The organism is Flexilinea flocculi (assembly GCF_001192795.1).
GTDB lineage: Bacteria > Chloroflexota > Anaerolineae > Anaerolineales > Anaerolineaceae > Flexilinea > Flexilinea flocculi.
This window is the reverse complement of record NZ_DF968181.1, coordinates 765,408-784,279: the sequence shown is the minus strand read 5'-3', so window position 1 is coordinate 784,279 and position 18,872 is coordinate 765,408. Positions and strand designations below refer to the sequence as shown.

Sequence of the window (18,872 nt, the reverse complement as noted above, 5' to 3'; positions counted from 1 at the left end):
TCAGATCCTTTCAAAACTTTCGATTGCTTCGATAATATGTTCTTCCGTTAAGCCATAATGAGCCAGTAATTCAGGATAATTATGACCACTGCAGCCAAATTTATCCTCAATTCCAACAAACTCAATCGGTTTGCATTCCCGTCGCAGTGCTTCAGCAATCGCACTACCGAGACCGCCAATGATCGAATGTTCTTCAGCGCAGACTACCCCTTTCATATCCCGCACAAATTCGATCACTGCTGCCCGATCTAAAGGTTTAATCGTGCTGACATTGACAACTCGAACTGAATGATTTTTAATGCTCTCAGCAGCTTTCAATGCGACAGAACACATAACACCTGTTGCGAAAATCACATAATCGGACCCATCTTTTAAAAGAGATGGTTTTCCAAGAACAAATGGATCATCTTCGCTGGTAATATTCTCCATATCGTTGCGACAGATTCGAATATAGCATGGACCTTGGACGGACGCAATCGCTCTGGTAATCTTCTCAGTTTCAATCGCATCCGCCGGGCATACAACAGTCATATTCGGAATTGCCCGCATAATGGCGATATCCTCAACTGCCTGGTGCGTTGATCCATCTCCAAAATCGGATAAACCGGCAGAAGATCCGCAAATTTTAACATTAAGGCATCCAATCGCAATCGTTTGACGAATTTGATCATAGGATCGTCCCGCTGCAAATACTGCAAAAGAATTTGTGAACGGAATAAAACCCATCTGCGCAAGCCCGGCTGCAGTAGAAGTCATATTTGCTTCTGCGATACCCATCTCAAAATGCCTCTCGGGAAAAGCTGCTTCGAATAACTTTCCCATGGTAGAAGCCGCCAGATCCGCATCCAGAACCACAATTCGATCGTTTTCTTTTCCTAATGCAACCAGCGTATTTCCGTATGCAAGTCTTTGATTTGTATAAGTCATTTCTTTCCTCCTTAGGACAGTTCTTTCAACGCTTGTTGGTATTGTTCTTCAGACAGGATTCCATTATGGAAACTGACCACATTTTCAGCGAAGCTGATACCTTTGCCTTTGATTGTATTGGCAATAATGACAGTCGGTTTATCCTTAACCGAATCCGATTTATCAAGGGCATCAATAATCTCGCCCATATTATGCCCGTCAATTTCAATAACGTTCCACCCAAATGCCTCGAATTTTTTATCAATAGGTTCAATTGGAAAACGTTCAACAATTTTTCCGGTTGCTTGCAGCCTGTTTCGATCTACAATCGCACATAAATTATCCGCTTTATGGGCAGCGCAAGCCATTGCAGCTTCCCAATTCTGACCTTCATCCAGTTCGCCGTCACCGATTAAAACATACACTTTTCGATTTTCGATTCGATCTAATTTCATGCCTAATGACATACCCAATGCGATCGATAACCCTTGCCCCAGAGAGCCTGTGCCTGCTTCAATTCCTGGTGTTTTTTGAACATCGGGATGACCTTGTAGCATTGAACCAATTTCCTTTGTATGGGCTAATTCCTCATAGGGGAAAAAACCTGCTTCAGCCAATGCAGTATATTGCAGAATTGCAACATGACCTTTACTTAAAAGGAAACGATCACGATCTTTCATTTTCGGATTTTTTGGGTCATAATGCATTTTATAAAAATATAAGGCAGAAACAATATCAGCTGATGAACACGACCCGCCAACATGTCCTGCAAGTCCGACACCGATACTGACAATCACTCCTCTGCGTAACTTTTTTGCCTTTGTTTCCAACATTGAAATTAATTCATTTCTGTCCATCAGAATGTTCTCCTTTATGCTCTTATTCGAAATTTTCTCCAAAAAACTTCAGCGTTCTCTCTGCGTCCTTGATAAAATTTGTAGAATACGCTTCGCAACTGATTCGTTCGTTGTAACCGATTTCTTTTAATACATTGATGAACGGCAAATAATTGTCTTCCTGAATACTTGCCGGATATATTCTTCCATTCGTTTGAGCAAAATGAATATGCCTTAAATACTCTTTTCCTAATTCTGCAATATGCTGGACGGGTTCATCCTCAACACGCATATGATAATAATCAACCAGAACCTTGACAGATGGATCGTTTACATCCTGTGCAAGCTGACAGCCCTCTTTAAAAGTATTAATCAGGTTGCATTCCACTTTCCTCAGAGGTTCGATGACAATCGAAATGTTGTGTCGAAAAGCAATCGGTGCAATTCGCTTTAGTAAAGAGACAATCTGCCAATATCCATCCTCAAGCGGAAATCCCTGGGGGACATTTTTCGCTCCGCCGCTGCCAAATACTACATTTTTGACATTTAATTCGGATGCCCGCCCCAATGATTTCTCTACATATAATAAAATTGCCTCCATATCGATTTCAGGTCCTGTAAGACGAACTGTTTTTGGAAAAAAATTATTACAACATTCACAACGTATATTATTTTCCTTTAACGTAGTTTTCACAAAATCAAAATCCTCGTCAGTCATAGCCGTCATTTCGGCTAAAGGTAATTCGGCATAATCAAAGCCAATTTCAGCGAGTGTTTTTATAAATTCGAAACCTGTTCCATCCGGTTTAGTCGAAACCATATTTAAGCAGCAGCCAAATCTCATTTCTGTGCCTTTCCTTGATTCTTTTTTGTTTGTAATTTTTCAGCCAGTTCGGGAAATATTCTGATTACTCTAACTGATATAGTTCAATCGTCTTCATAAGATGTTCTTTCATATATTTTCTCGCAGCTTCTCCATCTTTTTGTTCAATCGCACGAATGATTAAGGCGTGGTATTCGATACCGTTACTTGGCCCAATTTTTTTTGTCAAATTCAATATCACATCCTGTAATACGTTTCGCAACAGATAATGAACCTGTATAACGATTGAGTTTCCTGCAATGCTGCAAATCAAGCGATGAAAATGAAAATCAAGTTTTACATATTCCTCAATATTATCAATGTTGTTCATCATTTTTTCGTAACATTTCTTAAGATGATCAACATCTTCTTCAGTGGCAATTTCAGCGGCAATCCCGGCAGTTTCCACTTCAGTCATAATGCGAAATTCCATCGCATCCAGTACTGATCGGTCACTTAGGTAAAGAGCAGGAATCATTCCATTGACATAACTTGTCGCGAAAGAAAGCTCTTTTACATAAGAACCTTCTCCGATTCTTGTCTCTACAAGGCCGATCGCAACCAGTTTTTGAAGTTCCTGGCGAATTGTCATACGACTGACACCAAAGGATTCTGCAAGCACGTTTTCAGAAGGCAGTTTATCTCCGCTTTTCCAATTTCCATCGAAGATCATTTTTTGCAACTTTTCATAAACCTGATCTCCGATATTTACGCGCTTTATTTTCTCAATTTCCATTTATCTGTACCGTTCTTTTAATGATTTTTGTTTTATTGTATAAGGAAAAAGATGTTTTTTTGAATTCTAATACATAATCTTTTCCATTATGATTCTGTTTTTTTAATTTCAAAAGCATTAAGAAATCGTTGGATCAATAATAATTTTCATCAAAGATTCCGGATGGTCATGCAATCGATTGAAGGCATCTGGAGCATCAGCCAAGGAAACAATTTCTGAAATGAGCGCATCCGTTGCCAATTTGCCGGTACTCATCAAATTTACGACTTCGCCAAATTCTTCATGAGTATAGTTAAAAGATCCAATGATGTTTCTCGCCGAACATACAATATCCTGCATGTTAATCACCATTTCTTTTTGGCACATTCCAACCCACACAGCAGAACCACCAATTTTCAGTGATTTTATACTTAGGTTGGCAGTCGGCTCGATTCCGACAGCCTCAAAAGAAAAATCAATCATTTTTCCATTAGTAAGAGCACGGATTTTCTCAATCGAATCTCCTGTTGCAGTGTTGATGACATCCGAAGCGCCTAATGTAAGCGCTCTTTCTAATCGCTTGTTGTTCAGATCCGCCATGAAAATTCGGTTTGGGTTTTGCAGTTTGACATTTTGAAGGATGCATAATCCAATCATTCCTGCTCCGATGATCAAAACATCTTTCCCTTCCAAATTACCAGCTTTCTTTACACTCCCATAAGCAACGGCATAAGGCTCTGTCAAAGCACCGTCATAGTAATTGCATGAATCGGGAAGCTTGTAAAGCAATTTTTCAGGTACTGCCAAGTATTCCGCCATAGCGCCATTATCAGAAAGGACTCCAAAAAAATGCTTATTTAAACACATATTTGTAAGTCCTTTTTGACAGTTTTCGCAGGTTCCACAAAAATTGATCGGCTGAACAATTACACTATCGCCAATCTGAAATCGATTTGCTCCTGGTCCGCGTGAAATGATTTCGGCAGAGAATTCATGTCCCATTGTCATGACAGGAATTCTTCTTCCTGTCTTTCCCAAATAACCTTCCACATCGCTGCCGCAAATTCCACAGGCATGAATTTTCAGTAGAACCTCCCCTTCTTTCAATACGGGAATCGGTTCATCTTGAATTTCAAATGTTTTAATATCAACAAATTTCAAAGCTCTCATCAATTTGATCTTCTTTCGTTGTCTTTTATACCGCAGCTACTGCTCGGACAGGTGCTCCCGAAAAGCCTTTGAATTTTATCGGAAAAGCAAACAACCAGCATTTTTCATATTGATTTAATTCTTCCGGTATATTAATTTCCTCTAAAATCCAAATATGTGCAGGAAGCAGTACTTCATGACACGGCCGGCCAGTACCTTCATACCACCCGCCCATGCTCATACAATCTATGCCAACTCCCTTTACTCTTTTTTCTAATAACCATTCAGCGCCATCTTTTGCCAGATAAGGCCAGTCATGATAGTACTCCAATGAATATCCCCGTTTTTGGCTCCATCCAGTATTAAGAAGGACAATCATTCCCGAATGGATCCTGTCTGCATAGGGTTCAAGAAGATCCTTCCCGATACCCTCTTTCTCGTGGATTTTCTTCCGCAAATCAATGATTACTGCCTCACCGCAAAATGTATCAACCGAAAATTCATCAATGGTTTTTCCAGACGGATCAAAATGAAATGGAGCATCGACATGTGTCCCTGTATGACTGTTCATTGTGATTTGTTCTGCAGTATACCCATCGTTCGGATAAAAAGCCTCATATCGAAATGTTGTCATTTCATATGTCGGCCACCCGGGACATTTTTCAAAAACTGGCTGAGACAGATCAAAAAACTTTTTGAATTCAATCATGAGTCTTTCCTTTTTGATTCTTTACCGATCCTGTTCCTTTTTCAGCAACAGGATCGGTATCGATTACTTCTAACAAGAAGCTATTATCGAAAATTACTTCTCAGTTAATGCAACTTCAACCAGTGTGTCATACACATCATTGATGTTGTCTTTTGTTACTAAGAGTGTACCAAGCTGAATTTCTTTTTCAACCGTTTCACCCTTCAGAATTTTATCAACAGCCTGTGAAGCGTAACGACCCATTAAAACTGGTTGCTGCGCTGCAGTTGCGGCGATTTTGCCAGCTTTAATGGCATCAACAACTTCCGGAGAGCAGTCAAAACCAGCGATCAGTACATCAGTTCTGCCAGCTGATTCAATGGCTGACAAAGCTCCCATTGAGGGATCTTCTGAATGGCAGAAAAGTGCTTTAACTTCTGGATGAGCAGTAATCAGATCTTGTGCAAATCGTTCACCCTCTTCGCGATTGACTTTTTCCATTTGTTTGAAATCGACATCGACTAATTCATTTGATGCAATACCTGCATCAAATCCATCTTTCCGTTTCACACCATTAATTCGAGCCTGGTTCAATGTAATCTGAGCAACTTCGCTACCTTTTTCAAGTTTTGTCGCAATATATTCACCCAATTCTTTTGCGCCATCGAAGTTGTTGGTTGAAATAAAAGCTGCATAGGTACCGGAATCTGCTCCAATGTCACAGATGACGACAGGAATGCCAGCTTCTTCTGCGATGGAGAGTACTGCAACGATGGATGCGCTGTCTGTAGGAGAAATCACAATTGCATCAACTCTCTTTGTGATTGCATCCTGGGCATTTGCAAGTTGTGTACTGGCATCATTTTTAGAATCATACGTTGTTACTTCTGCGCCTGGCACAAGCTTCGTCATCTCATTTTCAACTCCAAATTTAACATAGCGCCAAAATGGGACATCGAGTGATGGAGTGAGATAGGCGATTTTTACAGTATCAGCAGCTGAAACGATGCTGACCATAGCGGTTGTCGCAAGAATTACGACGAGCAATAAAACATATATCTTCTTCATAACAAATCTCCTTTAAAAAAATCTTAACAGCTTTTTTTTTACTGCTGTTATTTCTTTATCCGTATCTGTGAAAGCTTTTCAGCCAATACAGCCACAATGATCACGGCTCCAATCGCCGTTCCCTGCCAGTATGGATTAACTCCAAGGATATTTAGCGCATTGCGTAAAAAGCCCACCAACAATACCCCAATAGCAGTTCCCATCAGAGTGCCCTTCCCACCACTCATACTGGTACCACCAATAACCGTTGCTGCGATAGCATCCATTTCATTGCCATTTCCATAGGTAGGATCACATGCCATCAATCGGGAAGTCATAATCCATGCTCCAAATCCGCAGAGTATGCCGCTGACAACATAGGCAAACATGGTACAAAGTTTTACATTGATCCCCGATAAACGAGCAGCTTCCTCATTGGATCCGATAGCATATAGGAATCTGCCAAAACGAGTCTTTGCCAGAACCCAGATGAAAATTGAAAACATCAGGATGATAAACAGAATATAAACAGGGAAGGATCCATTTATTTTTGCTTTACCCAAAAAGCTATAGGCTTCTGGAAATTTTGAAGCTGTATTGGCATTGGAAATCACATAATCGAGACTGCGGCATATTTGCATCATTCCCAATGTCACAATAAAAGCAGGCATCTTACCATAACCAATCAGAAGGCCATTGACCGCTCCAACAAAAGTTGAAATTAGAAGCGTGACTAAAATTCCCAAAAGAACATTTTGAGTTTTCATTAAAACCATACAGCCAATCATTCCGGAAAGTCCCAGGTTCGCACCGACAGAAAGATCAATTCCTGAAGTGATAATAACAACAGTCATTCCAATTGCCAGCATCGAGTTTGAAGAAATCTGGGACATTACATTCTTAATATTCTGGGGAGTAAAAAAATACTCAGAAGAAAAGCTAAGAATAATGAAAAGTACTGCGAAGATTATAAGCATACTAAATTCTGTTTTATGCTCCTTAAAAAATCTCTTCCCCGCACTTTTTCGGTATAGTGTCATATTCTCTTTTTCCACTTTTTATACTCCTTTTCCTATCGTCGAATAATATCCAATCGTTTCTTCATCAGCTTCATCCACATTCAACTTAGCCGTTATTTGACCTTCACGCATTACGTAGATTGTGTCACAAATCCCAAGCACTTCTGGTAATTCAGATGAAACAACAATTATTGCGATGCCTTTTTCTGCCAATTTCCGCATAATCTCATAGATATCAGCTTTTGCACCGATATCAACTCCGCGGGTTGGTTCATCAACAATAAGAACAACAGGATCTAATAACAACCATTTAGCAAGAAGCAATTTTTGTTGGTTACCACCGCTCAGTTTTTTTACAGGATCATCAATATCCATTACTTTAATACTGAGCTGATTAATCATCTGATCGCAATTCTTTTCATCCCGTTTTTGATCGATTAAAATTCTTTCACCTGCTGCTAAATCCACTAAACAAATATTTTTTAAGACACTGATTTCTTGCAGGATGCCATCATTTTTACGATCTTCCGTAACGAAACCTATTTTCTTTTCAACACAAGCTCGAATACTGTCAGGTTTAATTTCTTCACCGTTTAAAAATACTTTTCCCTTTGCTCGTTTATTTGCGCCAAAAATACATCGAACCAGTTCACTTCTCCCTGCTCCGACCAAACCTGAGAAACCGGCAATTTCGCCTTTGCATACTGAAAATGAGATATCCCGAACATAATGATTGATGTCTGTTAAATCTTGCACTTCAAGAACAACTTCGTTTTTATGAAATCGATGTTTGTTATTCTCACCTTTTACACCGTACAAATCATTGATTTCACGGCCAACCATCGCTTTGATCAGATCTTTTTGTTGCAATTCCTTCGTCACCACTCCGTTTAAAATGAGTAGTCCGTCCCGAAGAACAGTTATACGATCGGCAATCTCATAGATCTCACTGATCTTATGAGACACAATGATGAAACCTACACCTTCCGCTTTTAATTGACGAACCAAATTAAAAAGCATCTGAATTTCTTTATTTGAAAGAGATGCTGTTGGTTCATCAAGGATGATCGCTTTGGCTTCTGTCGAAACGGCTTTTAAAATTTCGACGACTTGCATTTGTGCAACAGATAAGTTGATTACTTTTTCATATGGATCGATAAACGATTCCATGTCAAACAATTTCAAAAGGTTATACGTTTCTGCAGCCATCGCTGTCTTGTCAGAAATGAATCCTTTTTTATAAAACCGTTTATCTGTCAGAAAAATATTCTCAGAAACAGAAAAATCAGGCAAAAGGCTGAATTCCTGAGTCACAATGGAAACTCCACCCGCAATTGCTTCTCTCGTATTGTTAAATTGAACTGGTTTCCCCTCTACAAAAACTTGTCCTTCATCAGCCTGATAAATGCCGGTAATAATTTTTGAGAGTGTTGATTTTCCTGCACCATTTTCACCCATTAATGCATGTACTTCCCCATGCAATAATTCAAATGAAACGTTCCTTAACACAGGAGCTCCTGAAAAAGCTTTTGTTATACCGATTGCTTCAATTAATTTCGATTCCAAGGATTCACTCTCCAGAATTAACCACTTTACTTAGGTTCATCGATATTCCACGGCTGTCCGCCTGCCAGGCACCCGCCATCCACATGATATAGCATTCCAGACATATAGGCAGATGCATCCGAAGCCAGTAATATGGTCATACCAATCAGATCCTGTGGAGTACCAGGCCTTGCCATTGCAATTCTGTCCAACATGTATTTTGATCGAACAGGGTCATTCCATAATGGAGCAGTTAACGGGGTAGAAATATGACCAGGAGAAATCGCATTAGATCGAATACCGTATTTTGCCCATTCGATTGCCTGAGCTCTGGTTATCGCTGCAACACCGCTTTTACTGGCTCCATAAATTCCATTACCGCCAAGCATCATGACTGCGTTATAGGAACAGACATTAATAATGCTTCCTTTTCTTCGCTGAATCATATGTTTGGCTGTTTCCTGACTCATGAAGTACATACCCTTGAGATTTACACCAATGATTCGATCGAATGTCTGCTCATCGGCATATAAACATCCCATTCTTTTATTGATTCCTGCGCAGTTGATCAAAACATCAATTTTGTCAAATCGTTCCATCGTTTTTTCAACACAGGAGTGAATGGAATCAAGATTTAACAGATCTGTCTCGATGGAGATAACTTCGCCGTCATCCTTGATGATTTCATCAGCGATTTTTTGCATTCCATTTAAATCCACATCGGATAGAGCAATTGCAGCTCCCGCCTGAGATAAGGATTTTGCCATTTCACCGCCAATGGCTCCACCGCCGCCTGTGATTAACACAACTTTATTTTCCAAACTAAAAAGCTCAAGCAATTTTTTGCTAATATCCCGTGACATTTTCATGAACCTCGATCTAGTGGGAATTTTTATTGATATCTGTATGCTGTCTACTTGTATGATATCTAACTATTTCCAATTATAGGATTGTTTTTTTGCATTGCTGTCATAATTTTTGCAACAGAACTTATGTGATAAATATCCTATTATCGAATTTTGAATCACTGGATAATCCAAATTGGAATCAGAAGTATTGAATTACTGACCATTTTTAAAATTAAGATTTATTCATAAGAAAATTGGAAATCCTATGGATTACTTAAAGGCCTTTATAAAAGATCAATACGCCGTGTTTCAAATCAGTGATTCGAATAACAAATCATTTTTTCTAATTATTGAATCTCTGAAACAACGAGAGTAATAAATTTGCTATAATAATATAAAGAAATAAACATTGATTTCAATTATTAATCAATTACGAATAGGAGGTACTATGCAATTCAGAAGATGGACAATTCTCGGAGTCATATTACTCATGCTTTTTGCAGGATTTGTCAGTGCCCAGGGTCAAGGCTTTGAAGAAACATTTGACAAGGATTTCTGGGATCGCGGTTGGGAAAAACGGGTTATCGCCGGAAATCCAGACGGTTTTTTCTACAATTTAGGAAAGAAACGCCTCTCATTTAACCTCCCCGGTCTTGAGACGAACGCGCTCGTCATCAATCCCAAAGTCACAGCTGCAGATATTAAAGTTGAAGCAACATTTGAGAATATTCATTCGACTGTCGCTTCCTATTCAGTTATTTGCAGAGCCTCTGAAGATGGCTGGTATGAATTTCGAATTTATGTTGCAGGGCCAGAAGGTGGATCTTACAAAGTTTTCAAATATGACAGTTATTTAAAGGAGCAGTTTAAAACTCCTTATGTCATTCTGCATCCCGGGATGGACCGATTTTTTACCAATGATATTAAATTGGGATTGAATAAAAAGAATAAAATTGGTCTAATTTGTGAGGGAGAATCCATCCGCATTTTTATCAACGATAAAGAACAATTCCCCGTAAAATATGCAGGAATAACCGACAGCGATTTTACTGAAGGAGGCATCGGTTTTGGCGTTCAATCCTACAGTGAAGGAATTGTAGATGTCGATATTATAAAATTTACTGCTGAGAAACCTACGGAATAATTGGTGTCCGTCATACCGAATTGATTCGAATCGGGGAAAAATTTTCCCCGATTTTATTTTTATAGAATCTGAAAGGCTGAATTTTGACAAAAAAAAATGATTATGCCTTCAACGGGAGAGGAAATCGAAATAGAATGACCGTTTTACTGTGTAAAAGAAATACAGTAATTCGAAATATTGATTCAATATTCGATTTAACCGGGGGAAATTTGTTGTTGTGATGCTTTTGCGCTTCATGTAAAACCATTACAACAACAAGGAATCCTTCACATATTTCGAATTGCTAAAATAAAAATCTTGTACTGATGGAGTCTTTGATTGATAATTTATCAAAAAAAACGTATAACCGATTTTTTTACCATTATTCAAAACAATCCAACAACCAATCAATGATTATACAATCCTTCCATGAAGAGAACTCGAATGCTTTATTGAAAATTGCAGCTGATACAGCGTTCTTTGGCAATCCAGTTGAGGCATTCTTAGAAGACAGACGCTTGTTTTGTGATTTTTTTTATCGATATTACATCACTTATCAGCCACAGAATTGCTGGGTAGCCATGGATCATCAAACTGTAATTGGATTTCTGGTTGGCTGCCTTGATTCCAGAATTCAAGCTCATCAATGGAGAAATTTGATCCTTCCTCAAATCCTTAAAAATGCAGTTCTGCGAAAATATCGAATTGGCTCGTTAACCTGGGATTTTCTCCTCCAATCATTGCAATCACGATTAACTGAAAAAAAGAACAGGATTGATTTATCGTTATATCCTGCCCATTTGCATATTAATGTGGATGCAAATTGGAGAGGCAAAGGTGTCGGGCAAGAGCTTCTAAAAAAATATATTGAGTATTTATCACAAAATCATATTCCCGGTGTTCATCTAAACACGACTGACCAAAACATTTCTGCTTGTAAATTATATGAAAAAATGGGTTTTCAACTTTTAAGCTCACATTCAACAATATTATGGTCCCACTTGATATCCAATTCCGTTGAATTACGCCTTTATGGGCTAAGACTGACCGATTCAATCAATATCGATCATACGAAATGAATCAATCAGGATGCGAAAGAATCGCAAAATGCCATGAGGTCGTGTCAATCATTGCTGAACCTCGCCACGTTTCTGCTGAAAATCCAATCACATCAGGATTTCCCATTTCATCAAGACTAAAACAAGACATAAAATAACGATCCGGCAACAAGGATGGATTCAAGTTTTCTTTTTCTTCAAATGTTCTTCCATCGGATAATTTGACGAAAATGCGGTAGGAGATCCATTTATGCAGATGCCCTCTTGTCTCTGCAATCAGGCACACCTTATCTGCCAGGCGGCCAACCTGGATTGAAACAAGATCAGCTCCTGAAATTGTGATTTTTTGAAAACCTTCCTTGACTGAATCGTAAATGGTTATGTTGTTTGTTTGTTCTAACTCAAAATCACTGATTTGTTCAAATGCCAGCAAAGGCAATTGGATCTCGGGCAATTCAAAAAATATTTCGTTTGTACGCGCAAAACTATTCAGATATTTGCTTCGTAATTTTTGTTGTGTTTTATATGTTTTTATTGCTGTCTTTTTTAATAAGAATTCATCTGCCTGGATAGCATAATTCAACCATTTTTGTCCATTATTGGATAATGCTGCCGGCGGAAGAATTGCCGAATTATTACCGGTGACTTCCGATACAGGATACCCTGGATAATGGATCAAATAACCAAAAACCCGAATCGCAGTCGAGTTTTTCGATTCATAATCAGCAACAGTAAATTGAGCAAAGTTACTGACTGCCCGATGATCGCTGTTGGTATCTTCTGGATGGGGAACGATGACCAAATCCGGCTGAAGGTCCGTTAATAGTTGGAATAAATCATGATATAAATCCACACCTTGATAAATCGACTTTTTGTTATAAGTCAGTTCATAAGGACTTTTTGAGACATGCGTAAATCTTCCATACAAGTTGGAATCAATCCAAGGACTACTCCATATACTTTGCAACGATGAATCAGGATATCCCAGGAAAAATATTTTATCTTCTGAAATTCCCAGGATAGAAAGAGCCTTTATTGTCTCTTGCTGCCTTTCGCGCCCATATTCAATGTAATCATCCGAAACAGGTAAAAGCTTATAGTTTGAAAACGTCGGTCCGGCTGAAAGCCCATCGCCATTTGTCACTACCACAACGTAAACCTCTCCCCCATTTTTCCGAACTGCCTGGATCAACCCTGCAGACCCCAGCGATTCATCATCAGGATGAGGCGCTATGATCATCATGCGATTCACATTGGTAAGATCGAACGCTGTCAAGTCGTCTGAACGGATACTTGAGACAGCTATAACGTTATCGGCTGTCAAAACCAGGGAAGAAAATAGGATCAGAATAAGGAGAAGAAATAATAGAATTGGTCGAATATCAATCATCCTTTTATTCGTTCTTTGGCAATATGATTGATGCGACCTTACAAATTTATATGATGCAAAAGAGAGTTTCGGTTGATTTTGTTTCTGTACTTGCCAATTCATATGATTCATATTCATCCATGACCATTATAATTGATTGTACGTTATGTGATTTGCAAAGAAATCCGATATAAAAATGGTTATGCAGTTATGTTGGATAAAACTGAGCCTAAATAATCCAATAAATTAAAAGAGACCGCCGTCCTGATGGATGCCGGTCTCTTTTAATGCGCCCCCGGGGGGACTCGAACCCTCAACCTTTTGATTCGAAGTCAACTACTCTGTCCATTGAGCTACGAGGGCAAATTACTCTTTGAGGACTCCTCATAGAATAACTCCAATAGTATATCACTAAATTTTAAATATATCGGGAAAAGTTATCAAAGGCAACAGTAATTCGAAATATTGACTTACAATTCGAATAAATCCGGAAGAATTTTTTCGAATTGTTGATTACTGAAGAATTACACGACGATTTCCAATTCTTTTGTTATGATTAATAGTTGCATATTCATATTATAAATTTGAAAAGAATTTTCAAAGATCATAAGCGCATGAAAACACAGACCAGCATCAAGAAACTCCTATTCCCGATTGATTATCATGAATTGATTGCAGCAATTATGGTTGCCATTTTGATGGTTTATCCATATTTAAAGCCCTCGTTAATGTATTTGGATCCGCTGTTTATCCTGATTTCCGGTCATTCATTTTCAGGAAGAGATGAGAGCATCCAGCGTTTCGTATCATGGATATTCCTAATTTTGATCATTATCATGCTTTATGCGATTCTTTTATTCATATCCAGGAATGTAACAATCACGAAAAACCGGTTTTCTCAGTTGCTTGTTTTCATCGCAGCGCTTGTTTCTCCGCTTCCGCTCTACAGTCTCTCGTTTCACATGCGTCCAATTCTGGATGATTTTAATAATATTACAGCAATTCGGGATTATTCATTAATCGATGCGATGATCAAAAATTATTCATCCTGGTCTGGCCGTTTTTCAAACGTACCCGTTACATGGGCTGCAAATCTCTTCCCCATCCGGATTTCCGTTATTGGATTTCCGATATTGATCCATTTGATGGCAATGGCAGGCATAAGCGTTCTTTTTTTTATATTCATCCGATCGTTCAGCACCGGAATTCCATCTGATAAAAATTCTCCCCGATTACTATCCATTCTCGCAGGCTGCTGTTTTGCATCTTCGATTTTTCTGATTACGCCATCCGCATTCTCTTCCTTATACTGGTTTTCCGGAGGAGTCGTATACGGCTTCGGAATAGTGATGGCGATTTTTTCTTTCATGTTCCTTTTTTTGTCAATGACGCAAAATAGGCATTCCTGCCTTTTATTCATCCTCTCATTAACCGGATTGATCGCAGCCTGCGGTTCGAATGAATTAACAGCCATCTCCTTATGTGTACTTTCGCTTTCTACGCTGATCTATGTTTTATTTTTCCCCATGGAAAAGAAAAGCCGCAAAAAATATGTGATCATATTTTTCATCATTTCAATCACTGCGACATTGGTTTCATTGATCTCCCCCGGTAATCGAATTCGCGCTTCTTATTTTCCGGAAGGATCAACCCAAATTTCCTTAACATGGGTGTTTGGAAAAATCATACCAGGGATGACGAATCTGTTTATCCTTATGATAAAAAAAATATTTGAAAAATCCGAAATCTTTCTGATTTTCACCTTTTTGTTTTTATTTATGGGGAGCAAACTGTGTTTCGATAAAAAACAGAAACGATTGGCGATTTGGGCAATTCTCACATTCATCATCGCCGCGTATTTCTGTTTTCTGCCGAACAGTATGATTCAATGGATTCCTGATCGGGCGATGGTTATACCCATATCCTGTTTTCAAACTGCGGTTTTTCTCCTGGCAATTCTGACCGGATCACTCACCCATTCGCAAAAAAATCAACACTTCAGTTTTACGAATCTGGTATTTATTCTTCTCGTCACATCTTTTGAATGTCTTGCTTTTTATAAGGAAAATATTGAATCATGCAGGAAGTTTTCTCTACAATCAGATTTCCGGGAAAAGATGATTCTGCAGCAAAAAAATACAACCGCTGTAATTGAAGCCTGCAGCGTGGATCTGCTTTTTGACGAGCTCATGGATCTAACAGATGATCCGAATTTTTATGTAAACATCGGTATGGCTGAATTCTACGATCTGGATAGAATCACAGCCATGAAGGATTGTTCAGTATTAATCGGTCCATCTGATAAGTAATAATCGGCAATCGCAGTCAGGGAAAGCAGTTGATGGACTGGTTTTTCTCTGTTATTCTCATTTCTCAAAGCAGATTATTTAACTGGGTTTCTTTTTCTGAAATATCTGACTGTTATTTAAGAAAAGGTATGTTATGAATGAGATAAATGCCGTCAGAACCATCAGAATCATCGGAGCATGTTCAACTGCTTGATGAATGATCACAAAAATTGTAAAAAAAATAGAATAGTAGAAATATTTTCGAGCTGTCTTTTTCTTTTTGGACAAGAAAAGTATCAAATAAATAATCACACCAACAAAATACAAAGAAGCAATGAGTTTTGAATAATCCGAGTTTGAAAAATAATAATATATAGCAGGTATAGCTGCTTCACTCATACAAATCAACAGCCAAATTTTTGTCAATTTTCCATATTGAAAGTCAGGCTGTTTTTCTCTACTATGAAGTTGTTCGGCATCTTTTTGATCGATTGCCTCTTGTGCAGCAAGAAGCTCCGGACTTCCAAAATCGGAAGGCAGTGCTTCCTCATCGGCTGAATGTGCATCGTTTTCTGCTGGTATCTCATCGTTCTCATTCATTTTTCCAGAGGATGAAACCACAGGAGCATTACAAAAAGGGCATTGTTCGTTTTCTTCCGAAATTTCTTTTCCGCAAAATTCACATTTCATTGGTACCCCTTTATTTGAAATCATCAGCCAAATTGGTTCCGGAGCCGTCTATAATCAGAAAATGTTCATCGATTCCAGTGTTTCAATCAGAAGATTTCTCTCGACTGTCATCTGGGTGCGATTTTCCAAATCCTTGATGGTAATTTTGCCAGCAGCCTGTTCATCCGGTCCGGAAATGATCACGGCTCTGGCATTGACACGATTTGCGTATTTCAATTGTCGATCTAACTTTACAAATTCGGGATAACACAAAGTTTTGATTCCGGCTGCTCGCAGTACGGACGCCAATGCGTAGGAATCGCTGAGACTTTCCTTGTTAAAACAGGTCACAACAACTTTGGCTGGCTGAACTGTCAAAGCAGGGATCAAACCATATTTTTCAAGAATTACCTGAATCATCACATCGCCCATCGCAAAACCGACACCAGGCAGAGAATCTCCGCCAACGTCTCCGACAAGGTTTTCATACCGCCCGCCTCCAAGCAATGCCCGGCCATCCTTTGCCGCGTCTCTCGCTTCAAAAACGGTTCCCGTGTAATACAATAAACCGCGAATCACCTGCGGATCAAAGTCAAAGTATTCCGCGCATCCCATTTTTTTGAGCAAATCAAAAATTTCGGTCAATTCCGGAGATTCTCTCCATAAATTGCGATTGTCCAACAATTCTTTCAGCGCATCCAGAATTGCCACGGTCAGACCCTGGGATAATCCGTAAGAAACCCATTCATCCGGTCGCATTTTGTCTCTGCGGTCGATCATGCGAAAGACAATCTGCTTCTGGTCTTGAGAAATACCGATTTTTTGTAACTGGCTGTCCATTAATCGACGATTGTTGATGTTGATACGCACTTTTTCCGGAGTCAGTCCAACCTGCCGAAAAAAATCGGCACAGATTGCCAGCAATTCAGCATCCGCCTGATAGCCAGCCGATCCGATCAGATCGATATTCCATTGGAAAAATTCACGGGTACGGCCTTTTTGGGGTTGTTCATAACGCCAAAAAGGTCCAAACGACCATAATCGCAGCGGATAAACTAATTCGTTTTGCTTCTGTGCAACCATTCTCGCCAAAGACGGTGTCAATTCAGGGCGCAGGGAAATTTCTGAACCGCCGCGATCCATGAAAACAAACGCCTGTTCTTTTACCAGTTCTTCACCGGACTTCGCAGCATAAAGGTCCAATTTTTCTAAAAATGGAGCATCATACTCCTGATAACCAAAACGCTCAGAAACAACCCGGATTTGCTGATGGAGCCATGTTCGAAAAGCCATATCTTCCGGATAAAAATCTCTTGTTCCCTTTACGCGTTGAATGATTTCTTTCATTACCTTCTCCTCAGTTTATTGGTCGCCCAGTTTGCTTATTTGTTCAGAAAAAAAGTTTACTACAATTTGTTTTTCCAAAAAATCAGAAGCTGCAAAACTATCAGTAAATCAAGGCTTGTTTTCAGCCTGAAAAATTTCTGACAATACAGAAAATTTCGGAATAATTCAGTAACTTGAAATATGAAAAGAAGTTATCGTTGTTCTTAATTTTTTGCGCTTCACGTAAAATCATAAGAACACGAATTTTCTTGATTGAGTCGAAAAGTAACTCCATATTTCGAATTGCTGGGAATAATTGTACCTTTGATTGAGTTATAATTCCAACATGCATGAGTTATCTGTCACAGAAAATATACTCGCCATTGCAATCGCACATGCGGAACAAAACGGAGCTGATCAGGTCAGTGCTATCTATTTGGTAATCGGAGAATTTTCCAATCTTCTTCCCAAATGTATCCAGTATTATTGGAATATCCTTGTTCAGGGGACAATCTGCGAAAAATCTGTACTTCATTTTGATCATCGGCCTGCTATCTTCCACTGCGAAAACTGCAATCATGAATATGAGATCCATCAGGAGATGACTGGCTGCCCCAATTGTCACAGCAGCAACGTTTCGTTGGTTTCAGGAAATGAATTCTGGGTGGACAGTATTGAAATAATTAAAAATCAGGAGTAATTATGACGACCGTTCGAGTACCTGTTGTTGAAAATATTCTGAACGCAAATGATTTCGTAGCCAACGAAAATCGAAAGATATTTTCGGATCATAAAATTTTTTGTATCAATATTATGGCTGCACCCGGAGCTGGAAAAACTGCTCTCATTGTAAAAACAATTGCGTTGTTGAAAAAAGAAATGCGTATCGGAGTGATCGAAGGAGATACGGCTTCAGTGACAATCGATTCCGATAAAGTCACTTTAGCCGGTGCACCTGCAGTTCAGGTTACAACCATGGGTGAATGCCATATGGACGCCATGATGGTCCGAAAAGGGATGGAACAGCTTCCGCTGGATTCCCTGGATTTAGTGATTATTGAAAATATCGGTAATCTGATTTGTCCGGCCGAATGGGATTTAGGATCCCATGCCAATGCGCTGATAGCAAGTGTTGCTGAGGGAGATGACAAACCATATAAATATCCAAATATTTATCGGAATCTGAATGTTCTTTTGGTGACAAAAACCGATCTGATCCCTTATGTCGAATATGATATAGACCGATTTCGCACTGGCGTTGAATTACTGAATCCAGGATTGATTACTTTCCCGACTTCAGCAAAAACAGGCGAAGGCTTTGAACCATGGTTGACATGGCTGAAATCAAAAGTAGCGGACGCAAAAGCCTGATCGCTGATATCCAGCAATTCAAAATTTGAAAAGAATTCATGGTTGTTCTTATG

Annotated in this window: 18 protein-coding genes and 1 tRNA gene; 5 read left to right on the top strand and 14 right to left on the bottom strand. The window is 39.1% G+C overall.

All coding sequences use genetic code 11. The features are described from left to right. From ATC1_RS08335 to ATC1_RS08290, 10 genes are all read right to left on the bottom strand, one after another. Nucleotides 1–927: a transketolase family protein gene (locus tag ATC1_RS08335; RefSeq protein WP_062280298.1), complete on the bottom strand. Its 927-nt coding sequence runs from the start codon at nucleotides 925–927 to the stop codon at nucleotides 1–3. 11 nt (nucleotides 928–938) lie between these two features. Beyond that, nucleotides 939–1,763, bottom strand: a complete 825-nt coding sequence (locus ATC1_RS08330) for a transketolase (RefSeq protein ID WP_062280295.1) — start codon at nucleotides 1,761–1,763, stop codon at nucleotides 939–941. Between the two features lie 22 nt (nucleotides 1,764–1,785). Then, nucleotides 1,786–2,586, bottom strand: a complete 801-nt coding sequence (locus ATC1_RS08325; protein WP_062280291.1) for a sugar phosphate isomerase/epimerase family protein — start codon at nucleotides 2,584–2,586, stop codon at nucleotides 1,786–1,788. Between the two features lie 64 nt (nucleotides 2,587–2,650). Next, nucleotides 2,651–3,340, bottom strand: coding sequence for a FadR/GntR family transcriptional regulator (locus ATC1_RS08320; protein ID WP_062280287.1), 690 nt, complete (start codon nucleotides 3,338–3,340; stop codon nucleotides 2,651–2,653). 117 nt (nucleotides 3,341–3,457) lie between these two features. Then, nucleotides 3,458–4,489, bottom strand: a complete 1,032-nt coding sequence (locus tag ATC1_RS08315) for a zinc-dependent alcohol dehydrogenase (protein WP_062280285.1) — start codon at nucleotides 4,487–4,489, stop codon at nucleotides 3,458–3,460. A gap of 25 nt (nucleotides 4,490–4,514) precedes the next feature. Then, complete coding sequence (locus ATC1_RS08310) at nucleotides 4,515–5,177, bottom strand: cyclase family protein (RefSeq protein ID WP_062280282.1); 663 nt, start codon at nucleotides 5,175–5,177, stop codon at nucleotides 4,515–4,517. 93 nt (nucleotides 5,178–5,270) lie between these two features. After that, the gene (locus ATC1_RS08305; RefSeq protein ID WP_062280279.1) at nucleotides 5,271–6,224 is read right to left on the bottom strand and encodes a substrate-binding domain-containing protein; all 954 of its coding nucleotides are present in this window, start codon (nucleotides 6,222–6,224) and stop codon (nucleotides 5,271–5,273) included. Nucleotides 6,225–6,271: 47 nt separating this feature from the next. Next, nucleotides 6,272–7,096, bottom strand: coding sequence for an ABC transporter permease (locus tag ATC1_RS08300; protein ID WP_201777263.1), 825 nt, complete (start codon nucleotides 7,094–7,096; stop codon nucleotides 6,272–6,274). Nucleotides 7,097–7,261: 165 nt separating this feature from the next. Next, a complete protein-coding gene (locus ATC1_RS08295; RefSeq protein ID WP_201777262.1) occupies nucleotides 7,262–8,731 on the bottom strand; it encodes a sugar ABC transporter ATP-binding protein in 1,470 nt (489 codons plus the stop codon). A gap of 83 nt (nucleotides 8,732–8,814) precedes the next feature. Then, nucleotides 8,815–9,630 carry an SDR family NAD(P)-dependent oxidoreductase gene (locus tag ATC1_RS08290; RefSeq protein WP_172667741.1) on the bottom strand — a complete coding sequence of 272 codons (816 nt, stop codon included), beginning with the start codon at nucleotides 9,628–9,630 and terminating at the stop codon, nucleotides 8,815–8,817. Between the two features lie 433 nt (nucleotides 9,631–10,063). On the opposite strand from ATC1_RS08290, the gene ATC1_RS08285 reads away from it, so the two are divergent. Continuing rightward, nucleotides 10,064–10,759 carry a hypothetical protein gene (locus tag ATC1_RS08285; protein WP_062280269.1) on the top strand — a complete coding sequence of 232 codons (696 nt, stop codon included), beginning with the start codon at nucleotides 10,064–10,066 and terminating at the stop codon, nucleotides 10,757–10,759. Between the two features lie 389 nt (nucleotides 10,760–11,148). Next, nucleotides 11,149–11,817, top strand: coding sequence for a GNAT family N-acetyltransferase (locus ATC1_RS08280; RefSeq protein WP_172667740.1), 669 nt, complete (start codon nucleotides 11,149–11,151; stop codon nucleotides 11,815–11,817). Between the two features lies 1 nt (nucleotide 11,818). Here ATC1_RS08280 and ATC1_RS08275 read toward each other — a convergent pair whose 3' ends face one another. Then, on the bottom strand, nucleotides 11,819–13,186 hold the full coding sequence (locus tag ATC1_RS08275) for a PIG-L deacetylase family protein (protein WP_062280261.1): 1,368 nt from the start codon (nucleotides 13,184–13,186) through the stop codon (nucleotides 11,819–11,821). A 269-nt stretch (nucleotides 13,187–13,455) separates the two neighbouring features. Continuing rightward, nucleotides 13,456–13,528: transfer RNA gene (locus ATC1_RS08265), tRNA-Arg, on the bottom strand. Nucleotides 13,529–13,779: 251 nt separating this feature from the next. Between ATC1_RS08265 and ATC1_RS08260 the strand changes: the two genes are divergently transcribed. Then, nucleotides 13,780–15,474, top strand: coding sequence for a DUF6056 family protein (locus tag ATC1_RS08260; protein ID WP_062280254.1), 1,695 nt, complete (start codon nucleotides 13,780–13,782; stop codon nucleotides 15,472–15,474). 78 nt (nucleotides 15,475–15,552) lie between these two features. On the opposite strand, the gene ATC1_RS08255 is transcribed toward ATC1_RS08260, so the two are convergent. Continuing rightward, entirely contained in the window at nucleotides 15,553–16,143 is a 591-nt protein-coding gene (locus tag ATC1_RS08255) for a zinc ribbon domain-containing protein (RefSeq protein WP_152024270.1), read from the bottom strand. A gap of 54 nt (nucleotides 16,144–16,197) precedes the next feature. Next, nucleotides 16,198–17,469 (bottom strand): histidine--tRNA ligase, encoded by a 1,272-nt coding sequence (gene hisS / locus ATC1_RS08250; RefSeq protein WP_062280247.1) that lies wholly within the window; start codon nucleotides 17,467–17,469, stop codon nucleotides 16,198–16,200. Between the two features lie 325 nt (nucleotides 17,470–17,794). Here hisS and hypA point away from each other — a divergent pair, with 325 nt between their 5' ends. Next, entirely contained in the window at nucleotides 17,795–18,148 is a 354-nt protein-coding gene (gene hypA, locus ATC1_RS08240) for a hydrogenase maturation nickel metallochaperone HypA (protein WP_062280240.1), read from the top strand. A 2-nt stretch (nucleotides 18,149–18,150) separates the two neighbouring features. Next, complete coding sequence (hypB, locus tag ATC1_RS08235; protein ID WP_062280235.1) at nucleotides 18,151–18,819, top strand: hydrogenase nickel incorporation protein HypB; 669 nt, start codon at nucleotides 18,151–18,153, stop codon at nucleotides 18,817–18,819. Nucleotides 18,820–18,872: the final 53 nt, after the last annotated feature.